General features: G+C 47.3%; 14 protein-coding genes. 10 read left to right on the top strand and 4 right to left on the bottom strand.

Annotated features, from left to right (window positions below; genetic code table 11):
- Positions 1–499 precede the first annotated feature (499 nt).
- A complete protein-coding gene (locus JFC05_RS01575) occupies positions 500–910 on the top strand; it encodes a carboxymuconolactone decarboxylase family protein (RefSeq protein ID WP_198335494.1) in 411 nt (136 codons plus the stop codon).
- 117 nt (positions 911–1,027) lie between these two features.
- Positions 1,028–2,071 (top strand): lipoyl synthase, encoded by a 1,044-nt coding sequence (gene lipA / locus JFC05_RS01570; RefSeq protein WP_198335493.1) that lies wholly within the window; start codon positions 1,028–1,030, stop codon positions 2,069–2,071.
- 301 nt (positions 2,072–2,372) lie between these two features.
- Here the strand turns inward: lipA and JFC05_RS01565 are convergent, their stop codons facing one another.
- Genes JFC05_RS01565 through JFC05_RS01555 form a run of 3 tightly spaced genes read right to left on the bottom strand, consistent with a single transcriptional unit; the run spans position 2,373 to position 5,947 of the window.
- Entirely contained in the window at positions 2,373–4,457 is a 2,085-nt protein-coding gene (locus JFC05_RS01565; protein ID WP_198335492.1) for a TRAP transporter permease, read from the bottom strand.
- Positions 4,429–4,953: a DUF1850 domain-containing protein gene (locus JFC05_RS01560; RefSeq protein WP_198335491.1), complete on the bottom strand. Its 525-nt coding sequence runs from the start codon at positions 4,951–4,953 to the stop codon at positions 4,429–4,431. The genes JFC05_RS01565 and JFC05_RS01560 overlap by 29 nt, the downstream gene beginning before the upstream one ends.
- Positions 4,934–5,947 carry a TAXI family TRAP transporter solute-binding subunit gene (locus tag JFC05_RS01555; protein WP_198335490.1) on the bottom strand — a complete coding sequence of 338 codons (1,014 nt, stop codon included), beginning with the start codon at positions 5,945–5,947 and terminating at the stop codon, positions 4,934–4,936. Before JFC05_RS01555 ends, JFC05_RS01560 begins: the two co-directional genes overlap by 20 nt.
- Before the next feature lie 380 nt (positions 5,948–6,327).
- Here JFC05_RS01555 and JFC05_RS01550 point away from each other — a divergent pair, with 380 nt between their 5' ends.
- From JFC05_RS01550 to JFC05_RS01520, 7 genes are all read left to right on the top strand, one after another.
- Entirely contained in the window at positions 6,328–8,091 is a 1,764-nt protein-coding gene (locus JFC05_RS01550; RefSeq protein ID WP_227697362.1) for an amidohydrolase, read from the top strand.
- Positions 8,092–8,207: 116 nt separating this feature from the next.
- Positions 8,208–9,167, top strand: coding sequence for an alpha/beta fold hydrolase (locus JFC05_RS01545; protein ID WP_198335489.1), 960 nt, complete (start codon positions 8,208–8,210; stop codon positions 9,165–9,167).
- A 101-nt stretch (positions 9,168–9,268) separates the two neighbouring features.
- Positions 9,269–10,090: a 2,3,4,5-tetrahydropyridine-2,6-dicarboxylate N-succinyltransferase gene (gene dapD, locus JFC05_RS01540; protein ID WP_198335488.1), complete on the top strand. Its 822-nt coding sequence runs from the start codon at positions 9,269–9,271 to the stop codon at positions 10,088–10,090.
- A 469-nt stretch (positions 10,091–10,559) separates the two neighbouring features.
- Complete coding sequence (gene queE / locus JFC05_RS01535; protein WP_192995672.1) at positions 10,560–11,291, top strand: 7-carboxy-7-deazaguanine synthase QueE; 732 nt, start codon at positions 10,560–10,562, stop codon at positions 11,289–11,291.
- A gap of 143 nt (positions 11,292–11,434) precedes the next feature.
- Positions 11,435–12,592 (top strand): multidrug resistance efflux transporter family protein, encoded by a 1,158-nt coding sequence (locus tag JFC05_RS01530; protein WP_198335487.1) that lies wholly within the window; start codon positions 11,435–11,437, stop codon positions 12,590–12,592.
- Positions 12,593–12,697: 105 nt separating this feature from the next.
- Positions 12,698–13,333, top strand: a complete 636-nt coding sequence (locus tag JFC05_RS01525; protein WP_105245076.1) for a trimeric intracellular cation channel family protein — start codon at positions 12,698–12,700, stop codon at positions 13,331–13,333.
- A 241-nt stretch (positions 13,334–13,574) separates the two neighbouring features.
- Positions 13,575–14,240: a trimeric intracellular cation channel family protein gene (locus tag JFC05_RS01520; RefSeq protein ID WP_105245075.1), complete on the top strand. Its 666-nt coding sequence runs from the start codon at positions 13,575–13,577 to the stop codon at positions 14,238–14,240.
- A gap of 70 nt (positions 14,241–14,310) precedes the next feature.
- On the opposite strand, the gene recJ is transcribed toward JFC05_RS01520, so the two are convergent.
- A complete protein-coding gene (gene recJ, locus JFC05_RS01515) occupies positions 14,311–16,062 on the bottom strand; it encodes a single-stranded-DNA-specific exonuclease RecJ (protein ID WP_198335486.1) in 1,752 nt (583 codons plus the stop codon).
- 343 nt (positions 16,063–16,405) lie between these two features.
- Here recJ and JFC05_RS01510 point away from each other — a divergent pair, with 343 nt between their 5' ends.
- On the top strand, positions 16,406–16,921 hold the full coding sequence (locus tag JFC05_RS01510) for a hypothetical protein (RefSeq protein ID WP_198335485.1): 516 nt from the start codon (positions 16,406–16,408) through the stop codon (positions 16,919–16,921).
- The last annotated feature ends 384 nt before the right edge of the window (positions 16,922–17,305 follow it).

The following is a 17,305-nucleotide window of genomic DNA, read 5'->3' as shown; positions in this document are numbered from 1 at the left end:
GTGCAATCATAGCTTAAAACGCTCTAAATGTTAATGGCTATGGCTTTAAAAGGCTCAGAATAAGGCCATATTGGACATTTATTATAAAAATAGTACTATCAATCAGAGGACTGATTATCTCCCTATTCGTCTAAAAATAATCGGCTGTCTTAGAGGTTATTTTTTGCCTGTATAATCAACATCAACGACATAACAACTGCGATTTTAAAAGTACAGATGGCCGCTTATAGGGCAACACAGACTTGAAAAACTGCGCATACACCTAAATACAAAACACGGCGAAAAATCTCAGAGATAAGAAGTTAAAATATCCATACCACATATAGCCGATGCACTCTAAAAAGAATATAGCGCTACTGGGATGCTATGTTTAAACGTAGGTTGCGCAGCCTCTGGGAACGCAGCACGCAAGTAAAATTTATACCAGTAGCTCGTTTAAACTTATATAACAGTTTTATTTTCAATTGATTATACAATAAACAACAGAGACGACCACAATATGTCAAACAACACCACTTATGAAAACGGCCTACAAGTACGCACTGAAGTGATGGGCGAAGCACATGTCAAACGCTCATTAGATAACGCCACTGGCTTTACCCAGCCGCTGCAAGACTGGATCATCGAGCATGCTTGGGGCAGTACGTGGCAGGATGATTCGGTATTACCGCGCAAATACCGCTCCTTAATCACCATCGCCTTTTTGGTCGCACAAAAAAGCCCGACCGAGCTAAAAGGCCATATTCGCGGTGCCATCAATAACGGGGCGAGCGTTGCCGAGATTCGAGAGGTACTGATGCATAGCTTGCCCTACTGCGGCGCGCCTGCTACCCAAGAGGCTTTTCGCGCGGCTATCGAAGTATTTAATGAGATGGGTATAGATATTGATAACTTAAACAAAAAGCCATAGCACAAAGGGTTGAATAATAAACCCTGAGCGCAATATCTGCTATAATAAAGACACCTATAAAGCATACTGATAATTCCATAAACCCTTATACTATAAAGGGTTAAGAGATCATTGATTATGACTACTGCTGTACAAACCTATGTCCCTGCTGCCAAGGCCAAACCCAAAAAAGCAGTGCAAGGCGAAAAGCTACGTGGCTATGATAAAGTTGCCCGTATTCCCATTAAGGTCATCCCAACGGTCGAGGCCAAAAAAAAGCCTGACTGGATTCGGGTCAAGATGTCTTCCCCTGCGGAAGTCGCACGTATCAAAGCCACACTGCGCGAACAAAAGCTCTATACCGTCTGTGAAGAAGCTGCCTGCCCTAACCTACCGCAGTGCTTTGCCGATGGTACCGCAACCTTTATGATTATGGGCGATATCTGTACCCGTCGCTGTCCATTCTGTGATGTGGGTCATGGTCGTCCAAATGCGCTTGATAAAGACGAGCCGCGCCACACTGCTGAGACCATTCAAGGCTTGGGTCTTAAATATGCGGTGATCACCTCTGTCGACCGCGATGATCTAAAGGACGGCGGCGCTGGGCATTTTGTAGAAGTATTGAACGAATCTCGCGCGCTAAGCCCAAACTGCTTGATCGAGATATTGGTGCCAGATTTCCGTGGTCGTATGGAGATTGCGCTTGATTTATTGACGGAAACCCCGCCAGATGTCTTTAACCATAATATCGAAACTGTGCCGCGTCTGTACAAAGCGTTCCGTCCTGGCTCTGATTATCAGCATTCGCTCGATTTGCTTAAACTGTACAAAGCGCGTCGTCCTGATATCGCCACCAAGTGCGGCTTTATGGTCGGTCTTGGTGAGACAGAAGAGGAGGTCTATGCGCTGCTTGATGACCTAAAAGCGCATGATGTCGACATGATTACTATCGGTCAGTATCTGCAGCCCAGTAAGGATCATGCGCCTGTTGATCGCTACGTGCATCCAGACGAGTTTCAGCGCTATATGAATTATGGCAAAAAGATTGGCTTCTTTAGCATTTGGGCAGGCCCGATGGTACGCTCAAGCTACTTTGCCGATCGTCAGTATTACGGTGAAGATTGCCCGGCGCCCATCCGTAGCAAAAAAGCACTCGAGGCTGAGGGTAAACTTGGTTGTTAATGCTTGAATCAGGTTTGAGCAACCGTTGACCTGTGATTTTAATACAAAAAGGGTGAGTAACAGATCTTGTTACTCACCCTTTTTGTATTTTACAAATGAACCAATCTCTTAGGGTATGTCCTCATTTTAAAAATGGCGATAAAAATGAGATAAATCGCTGTCAAACAAGGAAAATAGCGCAGATAATATCAAGATATTAGTCAGCTATTTGACACCGTTTGGCCAGATTTAGCCATTTTTAGCCCATTCAGATGGCTATCGATTGAATTGAGGACACGCCCTAATATAGATACCTAACGCTTTAAACCGTTAATGTCGGTGTGGGCTTTTCAGCGGTTTTTATGTTCCAAACAGCGATAATTAGCACGATAATCCCACCTACCAAGCCTGTGGTCAGTTCAGGATAAATCAGTAGTAACGCGCCGATGGCCAATATGCCACGCGTGAGTGGACTCATAGCGCCCCTAAAATAGCCCTCTAGCGCCGCCCCTAAAGCAATAACCCCTGTTACCGATGTAAATACCACTGTCACGATATCAAGGATAGGCGGCAGCGGAAAGTCTTTTGCCGTGACTGCCAGACCCGTGGGATCTATCATCAGCATTGTCGGACTATAGATGAACATAAATGGCACGATAAATCCGGCCAATGCCAGCTTCAACGACAAAAACCCTGTCTTCATCGGGTCACCACCAGATATACCCGCACCAGCAAAGGCTGCCAGACAGACAGGTGGCGTAATATTGGCAAAAATACCAAAATAAAACACGAACATATGCGCTGATAAAATAGGAATATCAAAACCTGCTAGTGCAGGCGCTGCCATCGTTGCGGTAATGATATACGCAGGAATAGACGGTAGCCCCATGCCGAGTACCATAGAGGCAAGCATGGTCAATATTAGGGTTAAGAATAACGACCCAGCTCCTAATGTCACGATGGATGAGGTCATCACCGTCCCAAAGCTGGTTAAGCTGACAACGCCAATGATCACCCCGACGACCGCACAGGCCGCCATCACTGCCAGCGACTGGCGAGCACCATCTTCTAGTGCACCCAAAATGTCCGAAAACCCCATTCTGGTCTCTTTGCGTAGCATACTAATGGCAACCGTGAAGCCAATGGTATAGGCCGCGGCATAGCCGACGGGTACGTTTTCAATCAATAAATAAATCAAAAACACAATCGGTAGTAGCATATGACCACGCGCTTTTAATACTTCTTTGACGGCGGGCAGGTTTTCTTTGGCGATGCCTTTTAGGTCGCGGCGACCCGCACGAAAATGCACTTGAGCAATAACGCCCAGATAGTAGAGCACTGCCGGCAATAAAGCCGCTAGAGCAATGGTGCTATAAGGTAGCCCTGTGGTCTCCGCCATGATAAAGGCACTGGCTCCCATAATCGGTGGCAATATCTGCCCACCAACTGACGCGCTGGCTTCTACTGCTCCCGAAAAGTCTTTGTGATAACCGACTTTTTTCATCAATGGAATAGTAAACGCGCCGGTGCTGACAACGTTCGATAATGCTGAGCCATTGATACTGCCCATAAAGCCGCTTGAGATGACTGCAACCTTGGCAGGGCCGCCTTTTTTATCCCCAGCAATAGCCAATGCCAAATCATTAAACAGCTGACCCATACCAGAGCGCGCCAAAAACGCGCCAAATAAGATGAACAAAAAGATAAACGTCACCGACGCGCCAATCGCCACAGAATACAGACCTTCCGTTTTTAAAAACAACTGACCAAAGATATCGCCCATATCATAAGGACGCGTGAGCAATCGATCAGGCATAAAATCTAGATGGCTGACAAATGGATAAGCCAAAAATATCGATGCCAAGATCGGCAAAATCCAACCGGTGATACGGCGACTGCCCTCTAACACACAAATGACGGTGATAATAGAAAATATCACATCGACCGGATTGGCCATACCACCACGTGAGGTCACGATATCTTGATACTCGTATATCAGATAAGCCATGCCAGACAATGATAGCAAGAACCAAATCCAGTCATACCAAGCGACGTGATTGCGGCTACTTTTTTTACTGGCTGGAAATATCAGAAATATCAGAGCAAAACCAACACCGACGTGTACAGAGCGCTGCAATAGTGCTGGCATTGGGTTGAAGGTGATATACAAGTGAAAGATAGAATATAAAATGCAAATCCCAGCGATAAAATACTTAACTGGACCTTGAGTAATGTGACGGGTGATCGACTCTCGATCATACTTTTCTAATATGGCCTGATTATGAGCTTGCGCGTCAAGCTCGGCATCTACATTGGTAGCAGCATGGGTGCTGGCATGGATGGGCAGATCAGCATGATTGGCTGACATCGTGGTCACATTATCGTGATCCGTCACTTGCGAGTTCATGACAAAAGTCCTTTTGTAATCTGTCAATTAAATGATACGTCTTGGGCGTAATCGCTACTTCAGAATAATCTGGCGCCCACTCATGAATCAAAAGCCGATGGTCGGCATAATTTAACTCACCCTTGGTCAATCTAGACACTACCCAATTAAGACTAGGCAGCGTTTCGTTGATTTGATAACCCAAATAGCCAGGTTTTTGTATGGGGGCCAGCGCTTCAGTCGACGGCGTACCTGCACCAAACGCTTCAAAATAAGTGGTGGTCAATAGCAGACCGTCGTCTGTACGCTGATACTGCTCCTCCCACCACTGCTTTTCTACAGAATGGATCCAGCGCAGCTCAAAGTTTGGCTCAGTAAAATAACAGGTGGTGCCATCGACTTGCACTTCGACAACGGGCTGCTGGGATACGCTGGCCCATAGCACAAAAAAAACTAGCGCAGCCATCAGTGCCGCGCTAGTTAATAACCATAGACGTTTACTTGGCTGCTTGCTCATCGTAGTACTTTTTAGCGCCAGGATGGATTGGGGCTACCATACCAGTGTTGGCAGACTCTAAGCTGATATCATTGGCTGCTTGATGCGCGGTTTTTAGGCCGTCCAAATTATCAAACAAAGCCTTAGTCAGCTTATAACCATCGTCTTCAGATAAATCCGAACGCACCAACAACGCATTCATAATCGCGGCCGTCGGTATCGCGGCCTCGTTGCCGTAAGTACCCGCTGGTATCTCAAAGGTTTTAAAGTACGGTTTGGTGGCGATGATCTCATTCAACTTGTCTTGATCGATAGTGACCAGCTGCAAATCCAAGCCCTGCTCTAGCTCCATCAATGACGAGTTTGGTAGACCACTACTAAAGAACGCCGCTTCGATTTTGCCAGCCTTCATACCATCAGCCGCTTCAGCAAAGCCTAAATAGTCGACGGTGATATCATCATAAGTAATACCAAAGCCTTCTAATAGGGTGCGCGCATTCACCTCTGTGCCTGAACCTTGATCACCAACCGCGATACGCTTACCACGCAGATCTTCGATATTTTTGATACCAGACTGTTGCGACGTCACGATTTGCACGACATTGGGGTATAACACAGCGATCTGCTGAATATTGTCAATTGGCTGCTCAAAGTTATTTTTGCCATCGACGGCATCGGTGACGACATCGCTCAGCGCCAATACCATATCTACCTTGCCTTGGGTTAATAAATTGACGTTTTCAACTGAAGCGCCTGTGGTCTGCGTCTTTGAGTTGACCCCAAAGGTTTTGGCATAAACCTCAGACAGTGCTGTACCAATAATATTATAAGGGCCAGATGCGCCGCCTGTGGCGATGGTGACAAACTTTGTGTCCAGCTTATCGTCTGCAGTGGCACTACTTTCTACCGCTGCATTGTCTGTGTTTTCTGAGCTTGGAGAAGAGCACGCGGTTAGGCCTAAAATAGCACTTAACATCGCCGATAAAAGCAAAGGAGATTTTGAAGAGTTGAGCATGGCATTCATCCTTGAAATGTTTTATACGTTTTTCTAAACGCATAGTCTTTAAAAATAGATACGTTACAGACCTGTAATACTATAGCAATTCTTATGATAAATAAACTGCCTGCACCGACGCAAACAGATACTGCGCAAAATGCTTTCCTGTCTTACTGCATTTCTTTTATAGTGGATCAACTATAATTTAGCTGCTTATTCCATATCAGCATTAATGCATGCTCTAGGCGCTACTGGCTCCCACAGGATAGAAAAGCAACAAATCGCCCAAGGATATTGACCGCATTTGGCATTATAGTTAGATTGGTTCTATCGGTATGCTTTGGCAAAGCGCACAGTACGTCTATCATTCATGAGAAAAGATAAGACTAGGGAAGAAAATGAGCACACATCTATTTATAAGACCGGCCTTATTAGGCATGGGCCTACTGGGTATGATCGGCTGTGCAGCAAATCTGACAGCAAACAATCAAGACAGCGCGGTGGCGGTACAAACAGCGACCAGTCAAGCAACCATCTATTACAACGGCAATATCATTACCATGGAGGGCGACCAGCCGCAACTGGCGCAAGCACTGGTCACCCAAAACGGTAAGATTGCTTATGTTGGCAGCTTAAAACACGCGCAAAACAACTATAAAAACGCCGCGACCGTCGATTTGCAACATCAGACGCTGCTGCCAGGATTTATCGATCCGCACAGTCATTTTGGCTTGGTGTCCAACACTATGGGACAGGTGGATCTGAGCGCGCCGCCGATTGGTAAGATAGACAATATCGATAAAGTGCTGCGAGCGTTAAAGGCTTATAAAAAAGACAATAATATCGCTGATGGTGAGTGGATATTTGGCTGGGGTTATGATGAGACTCAGCTCACTGAGGATCGCCATCCGACCAAAGAAGAGATTGATAGCGTTTTGCCAAACAATCCAGTGTATTTGCAGCATACCAGTGGTCATATGGGGGTTGCCAACTCCAGTGCGCTGGCTGCTATGGACATCACTGCCGATAGCCAGTCACCTGAAGGCGGTAATATCGCCCGAATCAAAGGCTCAAACGAGCCAAATGGTCTGCTACAAGAGACAGCGATGTATCCGCTTATGTATCAACTGCTTAAGACGCTTGAGCCCAAGCAAGCGCAGTTTTTTGATCAAACCCAAGACTACTACGCCAAGTACGGCGTGACCACAGCGCAAGACGGCTCTACTACCCGTGATGCTATTCAGTTTTTCCAAAAACAAGCCGATAATGGTAAGCTAAAAATCGACTTGGTCTCCTTGGCAGGGGTTAGTGATTTGGACGAAAACTTGGCCGATAAAGACTTTAAATGGCAAACCTATCAAAGCGGTTTTAAGGTACAAGGCACCAAAATCATCGCCGACGGCTCCCCGCAAGGCAAGACCGCTTACTTTACTCAGCCTTATCTGACGCCTGTACCAGACTGCGAGAGCGACTGCCGCGGCTTGCCGAGTATCAGCCAAGAGAAGATGAATGAGATGTTTGTCAAAGCCTATAAAAATGACAATCAGTTATTTATTCATAATAATGGTGACGCGGCCACTGATATGATCCTCAAAGCGCACGAATATGCGGTCAAACAAACGGGGCAAGCCGCTGATAAAGACCGCCGTATCGTGCCGATTCATACGCAGTTTGCGCGACCAGATCAGCTAGCGGCGTTTAAAAAGTACAATATGGTGCCGTCATTTTTTACCAACCACGCTTACTTTTGGGGCGATGTCCATATCAAAAACTTGGGCGAAAAACGCGCCAACTCCTTAAGCCCTCTTGCTACAGTTGATAAAATGGGCATCCCTTATACCAATCACTCCGACGACACTGTCACGCCAGTCGATCCGCTGTTTTCTGTTTGGACAGCGGTCAATCGCACCTCACGTACAGGTCAAGTCATCGGTGCTGATGAACGCATCACGCCGTACCAAGCTCTCAAGGCCATCACCAGCAACGCGGCGTATCAGTATTTTGAAGAAGACACCAAAGGCACACTGGCTGCTGGTAAACTCGCGGATTTGGTGATTTTAGATAACAACCCACTGACCATAAAACCAGCCGATATCCGCAATATTAAAGTAGTAAAAACCATCAAAGAAGGCAACACTATTTATCAGCGTCCAGTACAATAGCAGTCAAATGATATGGCCCATCATGCACGATATCAGGCAGCTTATATCGTGCGATTTGTCCTCTATGTTTAAGACAATCATGCGCCCCGTATTTTACCGAATCATAGGAGTTTTTTATGAGTAGTAGCACCGATAGCAGTCACGAGCAGATTTTGTCCTCAGACAATATCCACCATCTACATCATACGTTTTTTGTGCCAAGCGATACGCAAACCGATATCAAGGCCACTCTACTCGTCGTACACGGTATGGCCGAGCACAGTGGCCGCTATGCAGATTTTGCACAGTTTTTGGCCGATCACGGTATCGCCGTCGCCACTTACGACCATTTAGGCCATGGTAAAACCGTCAAAACCCAAGCAGACTTAGGTTTTTTCGCTGACGAGCATCCTATGCAGTCATTGCTAAAAGACGTCATCGTGATGGCAGATCAGCTACAAGCGCGTCATCCGGAGGTGCCACACTTTGTCATGGGGCACTCAATGGGCTCCTTTATCGTCCGCAATGTCCTCAAACATCATGCTCATCGCTTTGCAGGTGCTATCTTGATGGGCAGTGCAGATGCCAACCCCTTGACCAAAGTGCTGGTACCTGCCAATAAACTCTTGGCAAAAGTCGCCCCAAAAACCCCAAATCCTGTATTTTCCACGGCCATGAATAAAGTCCTCAATAGCAAGCTAAAGAACCGCCAATCAGACTCTGAGTTTGCTTGGTTAAGTCAAAACCCTGAAGCCATCGCAGACTATGAGGCTGATCCATTGACAGGCTTTGATTTTACCAATAACGGCTTTATGACGCTGTTTTGTTTGATGGAAACGGGGCTGAATAAACACTGGGCCGCCACCATTCCCAAGGACTTTCCGATGCTCTTTATCAGCGGCGAGGACGACCCTATCGGCAATATGGGTCGCGGCATTCGGCGCATCGTCAACCGCTTAAACCAGCAAAACTTTAGCAACGTCGATATCCAGCTTTATCCAAATATGCGTCATGAGCCGCTCCATGAAAAAGACCATCAAACCGTTTATCAAGATATCCTAGAATGGATAGAAGATAATACTGCGGACGTTTGCTAAAAGCGGTCAAATTAGCGACAATACAGCGAACGTGTTTTTTCACCACATTTACGCCCTTATTTTGTTATAAGATTTCTCTTTTATTAACTTTAGGAACCTTTATGTCATTACAACAAACCATCGAACAAGCCTTTGAAAACCGTAACGAATATAGCCCAAGCACCATGCCGCAAGATGTGCGCGATGCCATCGAGCAAGTGCTTGAGCAACTAGATAACGGTAGCCTGCGCGTAGCAGAAAAAAAGGATGGCGAATGGGTCGTCAATCAGTGGGCCAAAAAAGCAGTACTACTGTCATTTCGTCTAAACGACAACTACGTACAAGCCGCTGGCGACCATGTGCAGTTTTATGACAAAGTACCGACCAAATTTGCTGACTGGACCGAAGCGCAGTTTAAAGAAGCTGGCGTACGCGTCGTGCCACCTGCGGTCGCTCGTAAAGGCTCTTATGTCGCAGCAGGCGCGGTACTGATGCCGTCATACGTCAACATCGGCGCTTATGTTGATCAAGGCGCGATGGTCGATACGTGGGCAACCGTTGGCTCTTGCGCGCAAATCGGTAAAAACGTCCATCTATCAGGCGGCGTGGGTATCGGCGGTGTGCTTGAGCCGCTACAAGCCAACCCGACTATTATCGAAGACAACTGCTTTATTGGTGCGCGCTCTGAGATCGTCGAAGGCGTTATCGTTGAGGAAGGCGCAGTCATCTCTATGGGCGTCTATATCGGTCAATCTACGCGCATTTATGACCGCGAAACGGGCGAGATTCATCGCGGCCGTGTCCCTGCAGGTTCAGTCGTCGTTCCAGGCAGCTTGCCATCAGAAGATGGTACTCATAGCCTGTACGCTGCAATTATCGTAAAAAAAGTTGATGCGCAAACGCGTGCAAAAACAGCGGTTAATGAGCTGCTACGCTTAGACTAATCTGCTCGCGTATACGTTGATTTTTGTACCAAACCGTTTTTAGGGCGTGTCCTCAATTCAATCGATAGCCATCTAAATGGGCTAAAAATGGCTAAATCTGGCCAAACGGTGTCAAATAGCTGACTAATATCTCGATATCACTTGCGATATCTTACTTGTTTGACTGCGATTTATCTCATTTTTATCACCATTTTTAAAATGAGGACACGCCCTAGTAAAATAACTTTATATACAGATGCTGGAGCATGGCTTCAGCATCTTTTTTTATATTTTAATTTTTTATGTATTAGCCGCAGCGTAATATCATTGGTTACGTTATAATTCACCGTGATTTTTTGCGCTATCCTCGCATAAAACGGCCGCACCTACGACCTGACTTTTTGCACAAGCTTATCGCCGAGCGCTTTATTACCCTATCGCCTTATCAGCTCTTAATTGTCGTTGAAACTATATTGTATTTGAAACCATTATGAACCAGTCGCCGTTACGCACCGCCGCCATCCCTGTCACCGACCCGAGCGCAGGTCTGCGTTTGACAGAGATTTTTTACTCGCTACAAGGTGAGGCGCTGACCTCAGGCTTACCGACCATATTTGTCCGATTAACCGGCTGTCCGCTCAGATGCGTCTACTGCGATACTGAGTATGCCTTTACAGGTGGCGAGCGTCAGTCATTAGATGCCATCATAGCGACGATCAAAACCTATCCGTGCAAGCGGATTTGTCTGACGGGCGGTGAGCCATTGGCGCAGCCCAATGCCATCGAGCTGATGCAACGCCTGCTCAGCGATGGCTATGAGATTTCCCTTGAGACGGCAGGGGCGCTGAGTGTCAAAGACGTACCAGCGGCGGTCAGCAAAGTCATGGATCTCAAAACCCCAAGCTCAGGCGAAGCTGATAAAAACCTTTGGTCAAATCTTGACCACTTAACCCAGCATGATCAGATTAAGTTTGTCATTATGAACCGCACTGACTATGACTGGGCAAAAGCCACACTCATTGAGCATCAGCTGGATAAACGCGTTGGCACGGTTTGGTTTTCGCCGATGTTTACTGTTGCAGATGATATCGATGACGCGGTCAGTCCAGAGGTGCCTGTGCTTGCCCGCGAGCTTGCCGAATGGATACTGACCGACGCCCTGCCCGTGCGCTTTCAGCTGCAATTGCACAAAATCATTTGGGCAGATGCCAAAGGTAAATAGTGAAAAGGCAAACAGTGAAAAGGCAAATAACGATAGGACATCGCCTCGGCGTTATCATAAACAGCTAAACAGCTGTATCAAGGGCACAAGAAAAACGGTATAAATCGCTCACACGACACGGAAATAAGGATAAGGGCACAAAGATGATCAAGCTAATACTACTGGGCTTATTGGCAGGGGCGTTTTTTAGCTCGACATTTATTTTAAATGAGATGATGAGCGCGGCAGGCGGCCACTGGTTTTGGTCGGCGAGTCTGCGCTATGTCTTTATGTGGCTGATAATCACCGGCATCATCTTGTTTCAGCAAGGGATGGGGTGCCTCAAAGCTTTGACAGCGGTCTTTTTTCAGCACTGGGTTTTTTGGTGCCTCACAGGCAGTATTGGCTTTGGGCTGTTTTATGCAGGTATCTGCTATGCCGCCGATCATGTGGCAGGCTGGGTGGTCGCAGCAACCTTTATGTTTACCGTCGTGACCAGCTTATTGGTGCTGATGGTCTTTGGCCAGCGTTTTGATAAAAAATTCATCCTTTATGCCCTTTTGGTGTTTGTTGGCGTGGTGATGGTCAATGTCAGTGAGGGCTTGCACGCCGCTGCACTTGCCGACACTGATATTGCCCCTGCCGTCCCTATGGCACAGATGCTGCTCTATGGCGCACTACCCGCCCTTATTGCCGCCTTTAGCTACCCGATTGGCAATCAGTTGGTCTGGCAAGTCACTCATAACTCCCGCACGCCAGCGTTACCCGCTGACTTGGCAGATCAGTCGCACGCCGTATCTGGCATTGCCGACACCCATGACGAGCCACTCACCTCTGAAGCTTATGATCTGCCGCCTACTTTATATGACACTGGTACCAGCACCGCTCTAAATGCTCTGCCTGCCGCCGCACCTGCGCCGTCACTACTGCAAACTCTGATCCATCGTATCCCCTCGATTGAGACTACCTTACTACACAATGCCTTTAACAAAGTTTGGCTAATGACTGTGGGGAGTTTGCCATTTTGGCTGCTTTTGGGCATGATAGTGCGACCCGAGCTGCCCGATAGCACACAGGTGTTTAATACATTGCTGGTGGCTTTGTTGGCCGGGGTGGCGGCTACTACTATATTTTTGTACGCGCGCGGTCAGGCGGTGACCTCAAGCGAAGTGGCTGGCGTCGATGCCACCCAAGCCAGTGAGGTGATATTTGCCCTTATCGGTGGAATATTATTACTGGGTAACTCGGTACCTTCAGCGATGGGTTTGCTCGGTATTGGTTTGATCATTATCGGGCTGATATTTTTTGCCAAGGATGGCTAAGTCGTATACAGCTGTCTCGTTGATGTTTTTGCTACACGACGAATGCAATAGCCTTTATTGCGCTCAGTCATCTCATTTTGACGGTCACGACTTGGTACTATAACGATGGTTAATGATTTGATTTTCCCTGATATCTTGTTGTACTTACTGGATATGGTAGGGGTGATAGCCTGCGCAATCGCGGGAACCTTGCTGGCGCAGCACAAAGGCTTTGATATTGCAGGCTGTATTTTGGTATCGCTGGTCAATGCCATCGGCGGTGGTACACTACGTGATATGGCGCTTGATCGTCATCCATTGTTTTGGATGACGGATCTCAATTATGTAATCGTCATCACGCTGACCTCGCTTATTTTACAGATATTTTTTCACCTTTATCATAAGATTGATAATGCGCTAAAGCTCTTTGATGCTATTGGCTTGGCCGCATTTAGTGTCATTGGTTTTAAGGTGGCGCTCACGCAAGATATGTCACCGATCATTGCGATTATGATGGGGGTTTGGACCGCGATTATCGGTGGGCTATTACGTGATATTATCTGTAATGAGATACCGCTTGTGCTACAGCGTGAGATTTATATCACGGCCAGCATCATAGGCTCTACGACCTATCTGCTGCTGCAGTATTTGGGGGTCGATGCTGGCATCAATGAATTTATTATGCTGTTTGTGATTTTTGCTGTTCGGATGTTGGCACTGAGGTTTGACTGGCATCTGCCGTCTATTCGCCTAGTTGATTGACGGTAGATTAACGGCTATAGTCGATTCTAAATAAAATATAACGGGGAACTGGTATAAATTTTTCTGGCGTGCTGTGCCTACGCCGACAGATGCTGCGTAAAATTCATCCCAGTCCCACTGTATCGTTTTTATACTGAACTCACTATCATTAATATCAGATTGTCAGATTGATTGTAGATAGCCTTTATCCTCTTCTACCGATTCGGCCCGCTGCCCCATCATCACCTAATGAGACTTGCGCATGTTGACCATCGCATTAGACCCTGCTGCTCTGATCACCACGTTTGATCCGCGCTCGCTGATATATCTGTTTGATATGATCGGTATCGTCGCTTGTAGCGTCTCAGGTACGATACTGGCCAAGCACAAAAACTTCGATGTCTTTGGTTGTCTGCTGGTGTCTATTGTTACTGCCATCGGTGGCGGTACGGTACGTGATGTCATTTTAGACCGTCATCCGCTGTTTTGGATGGTCGATATGAGCTACTTGACCGTCATTACCTTGTCTTCACTGGTGATGCAGATATTTTTTCATCCAAACTCCAGACGCGTCGATACGTTTCTCAAACTCTCAGACACCATCGGCTTATCAGCCTTTACCCTCATCGGCATCAAAGTCGCAGACAGTATGGGCGCCAACGTGCCAGTGGCGTTACTCCTAGGGGTGATTACCATCGTGGTCGGCGGTATTATCCGCGATATGATCTGCAATGAGATACCGCTGGTTTTGCAGCAAGAGATTTACATCACCGCGGCATTGGCAGGCGGCATTCTCTACTTTGCGCTGCACAATCTCGGCGTGATGCCTTGGGTGGCTGACGTCTCAGCGATGAGTACGATTTTTATTTTGCGTATGCTGGCGATACGTTATGATTGGCAGTTTCCGACCATAGAATGGCGATATTAATCACACGGCGCTGACACGCGGGTCTCAATGCTAAGCAGTCAAAGCACTGGCGGTAAAAGCGCTTTACGCGCTACGCCGCTGCTACCACTGCCAAGTCTTTGATCATGAGTTGTAAGCTTTGTTTGCCGTTCCACTCGTTGATATCGAGCTCAAACAATACATGCACTTGCTGGGCGCGATAATCCCACGCCGCGCTATCAAAGTTAAAATAAATGGCATCAATCGGATACTGCACGTCGGGATAGCGCAGTGATAGCTTTAAGTGCTTGTCTTTTAAAACCTTAAAGCTTAATACCTCAAACACCCCATCAAATATCGGCGGTGCAAAGCCATGACCCCAGATACTGGCATCTGCCAAATGCTCGGCAAACCATAGGCTAAAGTCGCTGGCCTGCAGTGGCCCATCGGTGAGTTTTTGCTCAGCAAACACCTCGTCATCTATCTCTGCCATGACCTCATTGAACGCCGCCACAAACCCGTCAAAGTGACGACGCTTGATCGTCAAGCCAGCCGCCATCGCATGGCCACCAAAGTGGCTGATCAAGTCAGGATAGCGCTCAGCGACCAGCTCAATGGCATCACGAATATGCACGCCTGCAATCGACCGCGCAGAGCCTTTGATTGCGTCGTCATCTCCCGTACGTTCGGTATCTGCTGGCGCAAAGACAATGCTGGGCAGATAATGCGTTTCTTTTAATCGTCCAGCGACGATACCGATGACGCCTTGATGCCAATCGTCTTGATACAAAATAATACTGCGCTTATCGGTGCTACTGGCGGTGCCTGCTAGCGTCTGTACGATATTGTCTGCCTGCGCCCGCATCTCGCCTTCTACCTGACGGCGCGTACGGTTTAGCTGTTCTAGCTGTTGCGCCAAACGCTGTGCGGTGTGCCAGTCTTCGGTCAACAAGCACTCAATACCGATACGCATGTTGTCCATACGCCCAGCAGCGTTGATCCGTGGGCCTAAGACAAACCCAAAGTCCTGCGCGTGCAGCTGCTTTGGATCGCGGCCTGCTTGCTCGAGGAGCGCCAAGATACCCATGCAGCAGCGCCCTTGACGAATGGCAGTTAGCCCATGATGCACCAAGATACGGTTGTTTTTGTCCAGTACGCCAACATCGGCAATCGTGCCGAGCGCTACTAAGTCTAGATATTGACTGACTTGCACCGCCGGTTTACCCGCTTCACGTCTAAGCTTTGCAAGCCTGCCTAAGACATAAAACGCGACACCGACTCCTACCAAAGCCTTACTATCAAAGCTGCAGTCTAGCTGATTAGGGTTGACCACAGCTTCAGCCGGCGGCGTCGCTTTGGTCGTTAGATGATGATCGGTAATGATAACGGTGATACCGTCCGCTTGCGCACGGGCGACACCTTCATGACTGGAGATGCCATTGTCCACCGTCACGATCAAATCAGGCTGATAAGTTTCAATTCCTAATTCGACAATCTCAGGCGTCAGCCCATAGCCATATTTAAAGCGATCTGGCACCAAAAAATCCACCACCGCGCCCATCTTAGTGAGCACACGCATCATCAGCGCCGTGCTGGTCGCGCCGTCGCAGTCAAAGTCGCCGACGATCAAAATCCGCTGACCTTTATCAATAGCAGCATCTAACAGATCCACAGCTTTGGTGACACCATGCAGCTGCTCAGCGGGCAGTAGCCCAGAGAGACTGATCTCCAGCTGCTCAGGATTGGTGATACCGCGACCAGCGTATAGTCGGGCAAGCGTCGGTGACTGGGCGGCAAGAGGCTGTAAGGTGGCGGGCAACTCGTCGATGCGAGTGCTCGTATAACGAGGGGTTAAATTTAGCATGACGGTATTCTACTGGCTTTCATGCAGGGTCACAATGCCAATTTATAGCGGTCAGGTTTATTCTTTACGATTGCTTTTGACTTCTTAAAACACTTGTTTAAAACACTTTGTCAGCCTTCAGCAGATCATACAGCGCTTGCGCTCCATGTCTGCGCACACTTTTGGCTTAGGCTAAATTTACAAAAACGGTGTACAGTGACTGTAATTTTCTGCATTTTGCTACAAAGCGATGATTGTATGCTACCGATAAACCCATAAAATAGATGTCAATCAATATATTTTCACCATGAGTGATATAAAAACCCTATTTTCCATTATCTAAAAAAACGTACAAGGACCTTTTATGAAAACCACACCAGTCGCTGAAAAACTTCCTAATACTATCGACCCCAATCTTGATCTCGATAAAGTCAAACAAGAATGTCTAGGTTTGGTCAAAAAACGTGCCAGAGTCTCAGCTGGTGTCGCCATCGTCCCTGTGCCGTTTTTTGATGTGGCAGTCGATGCAGGCATGTTGACCCAGCTCATCCCTGAGATCAGTGAGCGCTTTGGCTTAATCGAAGACCGTGAGTCAGCGATTGACTTGGAGTCACGCGAAGTGCACTGGAGCGCGATTAGAGACCGTACGGTTGACTTTGCAGGTTTGATGGCGACGCGCGGTCTCGTCAAAAAAACCATTCAAGGTTTTGGTGGTCGTATCGCCGCCAAGCAAGTGACCAAATTTATCCCATTGGGTGGGCAGTTGGTGGCTGCAACGATGGGCTATACCATTTTTAAGAAAATCGCCACCGATCATATCAACGAATGCTATAAGTTGGCCAAAGACATTCAGCAAAAGCAGCACGGTAAAAACGTCTAATATCGGCATTACTAAATAAAAGAACTAAACAAAAAAGATACGCTGCATCAGTTCGCTAGACTGGGATCGACTTATTTCAGTCTCGCTTTGATGCTCTGGCGATCTTAACACGCCAGCGAAGACCAAAATAAATGGCCTTCGCTGGTTTTTTTATGTGCTTTTTTAGGGCTGTCGTGGCACCATGTTTGTCTTTACAACCATTATTTTTATAACCATACCAAGGAGTATTCTGTGAAAAAACACGGGCCTACAAAAAAAATACTGGCATCTACTGCCTTACTGACTGCGTTTGCCTTGGGCGGCTGTACCACCACAGGCAGCGTCAATAATAGACCTCTTGCAAAAGTAGTTGTAAGACACAACGTATATTATTGAACGCTACTT

It is taken from the genome of Psychrobacter celer (genome assembly GCF_016107555.1).
In the GTDB taxonomy this organism is placed as follows: domain Bacteria; phylum Pseudomonadota; class Gammaproteobacteria; order Pseudomonadales; family Moraxellaceae; genus Psychrobacter; species Psychrobacter celer.
Note: the sequence above shows the minus strand (reverse complement) of the source record. Positions and strands in the feature narration are given on the sequence as shown.

What these genes read in the sequence shown, in the direction of transcription:
- JFC05_RS01575 (WP_198335494.1), top strand. Translation starts at nt 500, where the DNA reads ATGTCAAACAACACCACTTATGAAAACGGCCTACAAGTACGCACTGAA.
- lipA (WP_198335493.1), top strand. Translation starts at nt 1,028, where the DNA reads ATGACTACTGCTGTACAAACCTATGTCCCTGCTGCCAAGGCCAAACCC.
- JFC05_RS01565 (WP_198335492.1), bottom strand. Translation starts at nt 4,457, where the DNA reads ATGAACTCGCAAGTGACGGATCACGATAATGTGACCACGATGTCAGCC.
- JFC05_RS01560 (WP_198335491.1), bottom strand. Translation starts at nt 4,953, where the DNA reads ATGAGCAAGCAGCCAAGTAAACGTCTATGGTTATTAACTAGCGCGGCA.
- JFC05_RS01555 (WP_198335490.1), bottom strand. Translation starts at nt 5,947, where the DNA reads ATGCTCAACTCTTCAAAATCTCCTTTGCTTTTATCGGCGATGTTAAGT.
- JFC05_RS01550 (WP_227697362.1), top strand. Translation starts at nt 6,328, where the DNA reads ATGAGCACACATCTATTTATAAGACCGGCCTTATTAGGCATGGGCCTA.
- JFC05_RS01545 (WP_198335489.1), top strand. Translation starts at nt 8,208, where the DNA reads ATGAGTAGTAGCACCGATAGCAGTCACGAGCAGATTTTGTCCTCAGAC.
- dapD (WP_198335488.1), top strand. Translation starts at nt 9,269, where the DNA reads ATGTCATTACAACAAACCATCGAACAAGCCTTTGAAAACCGTAACGAA.
- queE (WP_192995672.1), top strand. Translation starts at nt 10,560, where the DNA reads ATGAACCAGTCGCCGTTACGCACCGCCGCCATCCCTGTCACCGACCCG.
- JFC05_RS01530 (WP_198335487.1), top strand. Translation starts at nt 11,435, where the DNA reads ATGATCAAGCTAATACTACTGGGCTTATTGGCAGGGGCGTTTTTTAGC.
- JFC05_RS01525 (WP_105245076.1), top strand. Translation starts at nt 12,698, where the DNA reads ATGGTTAATGATTTGATTTTCCCTGATATCTTGTTGTACTTACTGGAT.
- JFC05_RS01520 (WP_105245075.1), top strand. Translation starts at nt 13,575, where the DNA reads ATGTTGACCATCGCATTAGACCCTGCTGCTCTGATCACCACGTTTGAT.
- recJ (WP_198335486.1), bottom strand. Translation starts at nt 16,062, where the DNA reads ATGCTAAATTTAACCCCTCGTTATACGAGCACTCGCATCGACGAGTTG.
- JFC05_RS01510 (WP_198335485.1), top strand. Translation starts at nt 16,406, where the DNA reads ATGAAAACCACACCAGTCGCTGAAAAACTTCCTAATACTATCGACCCC.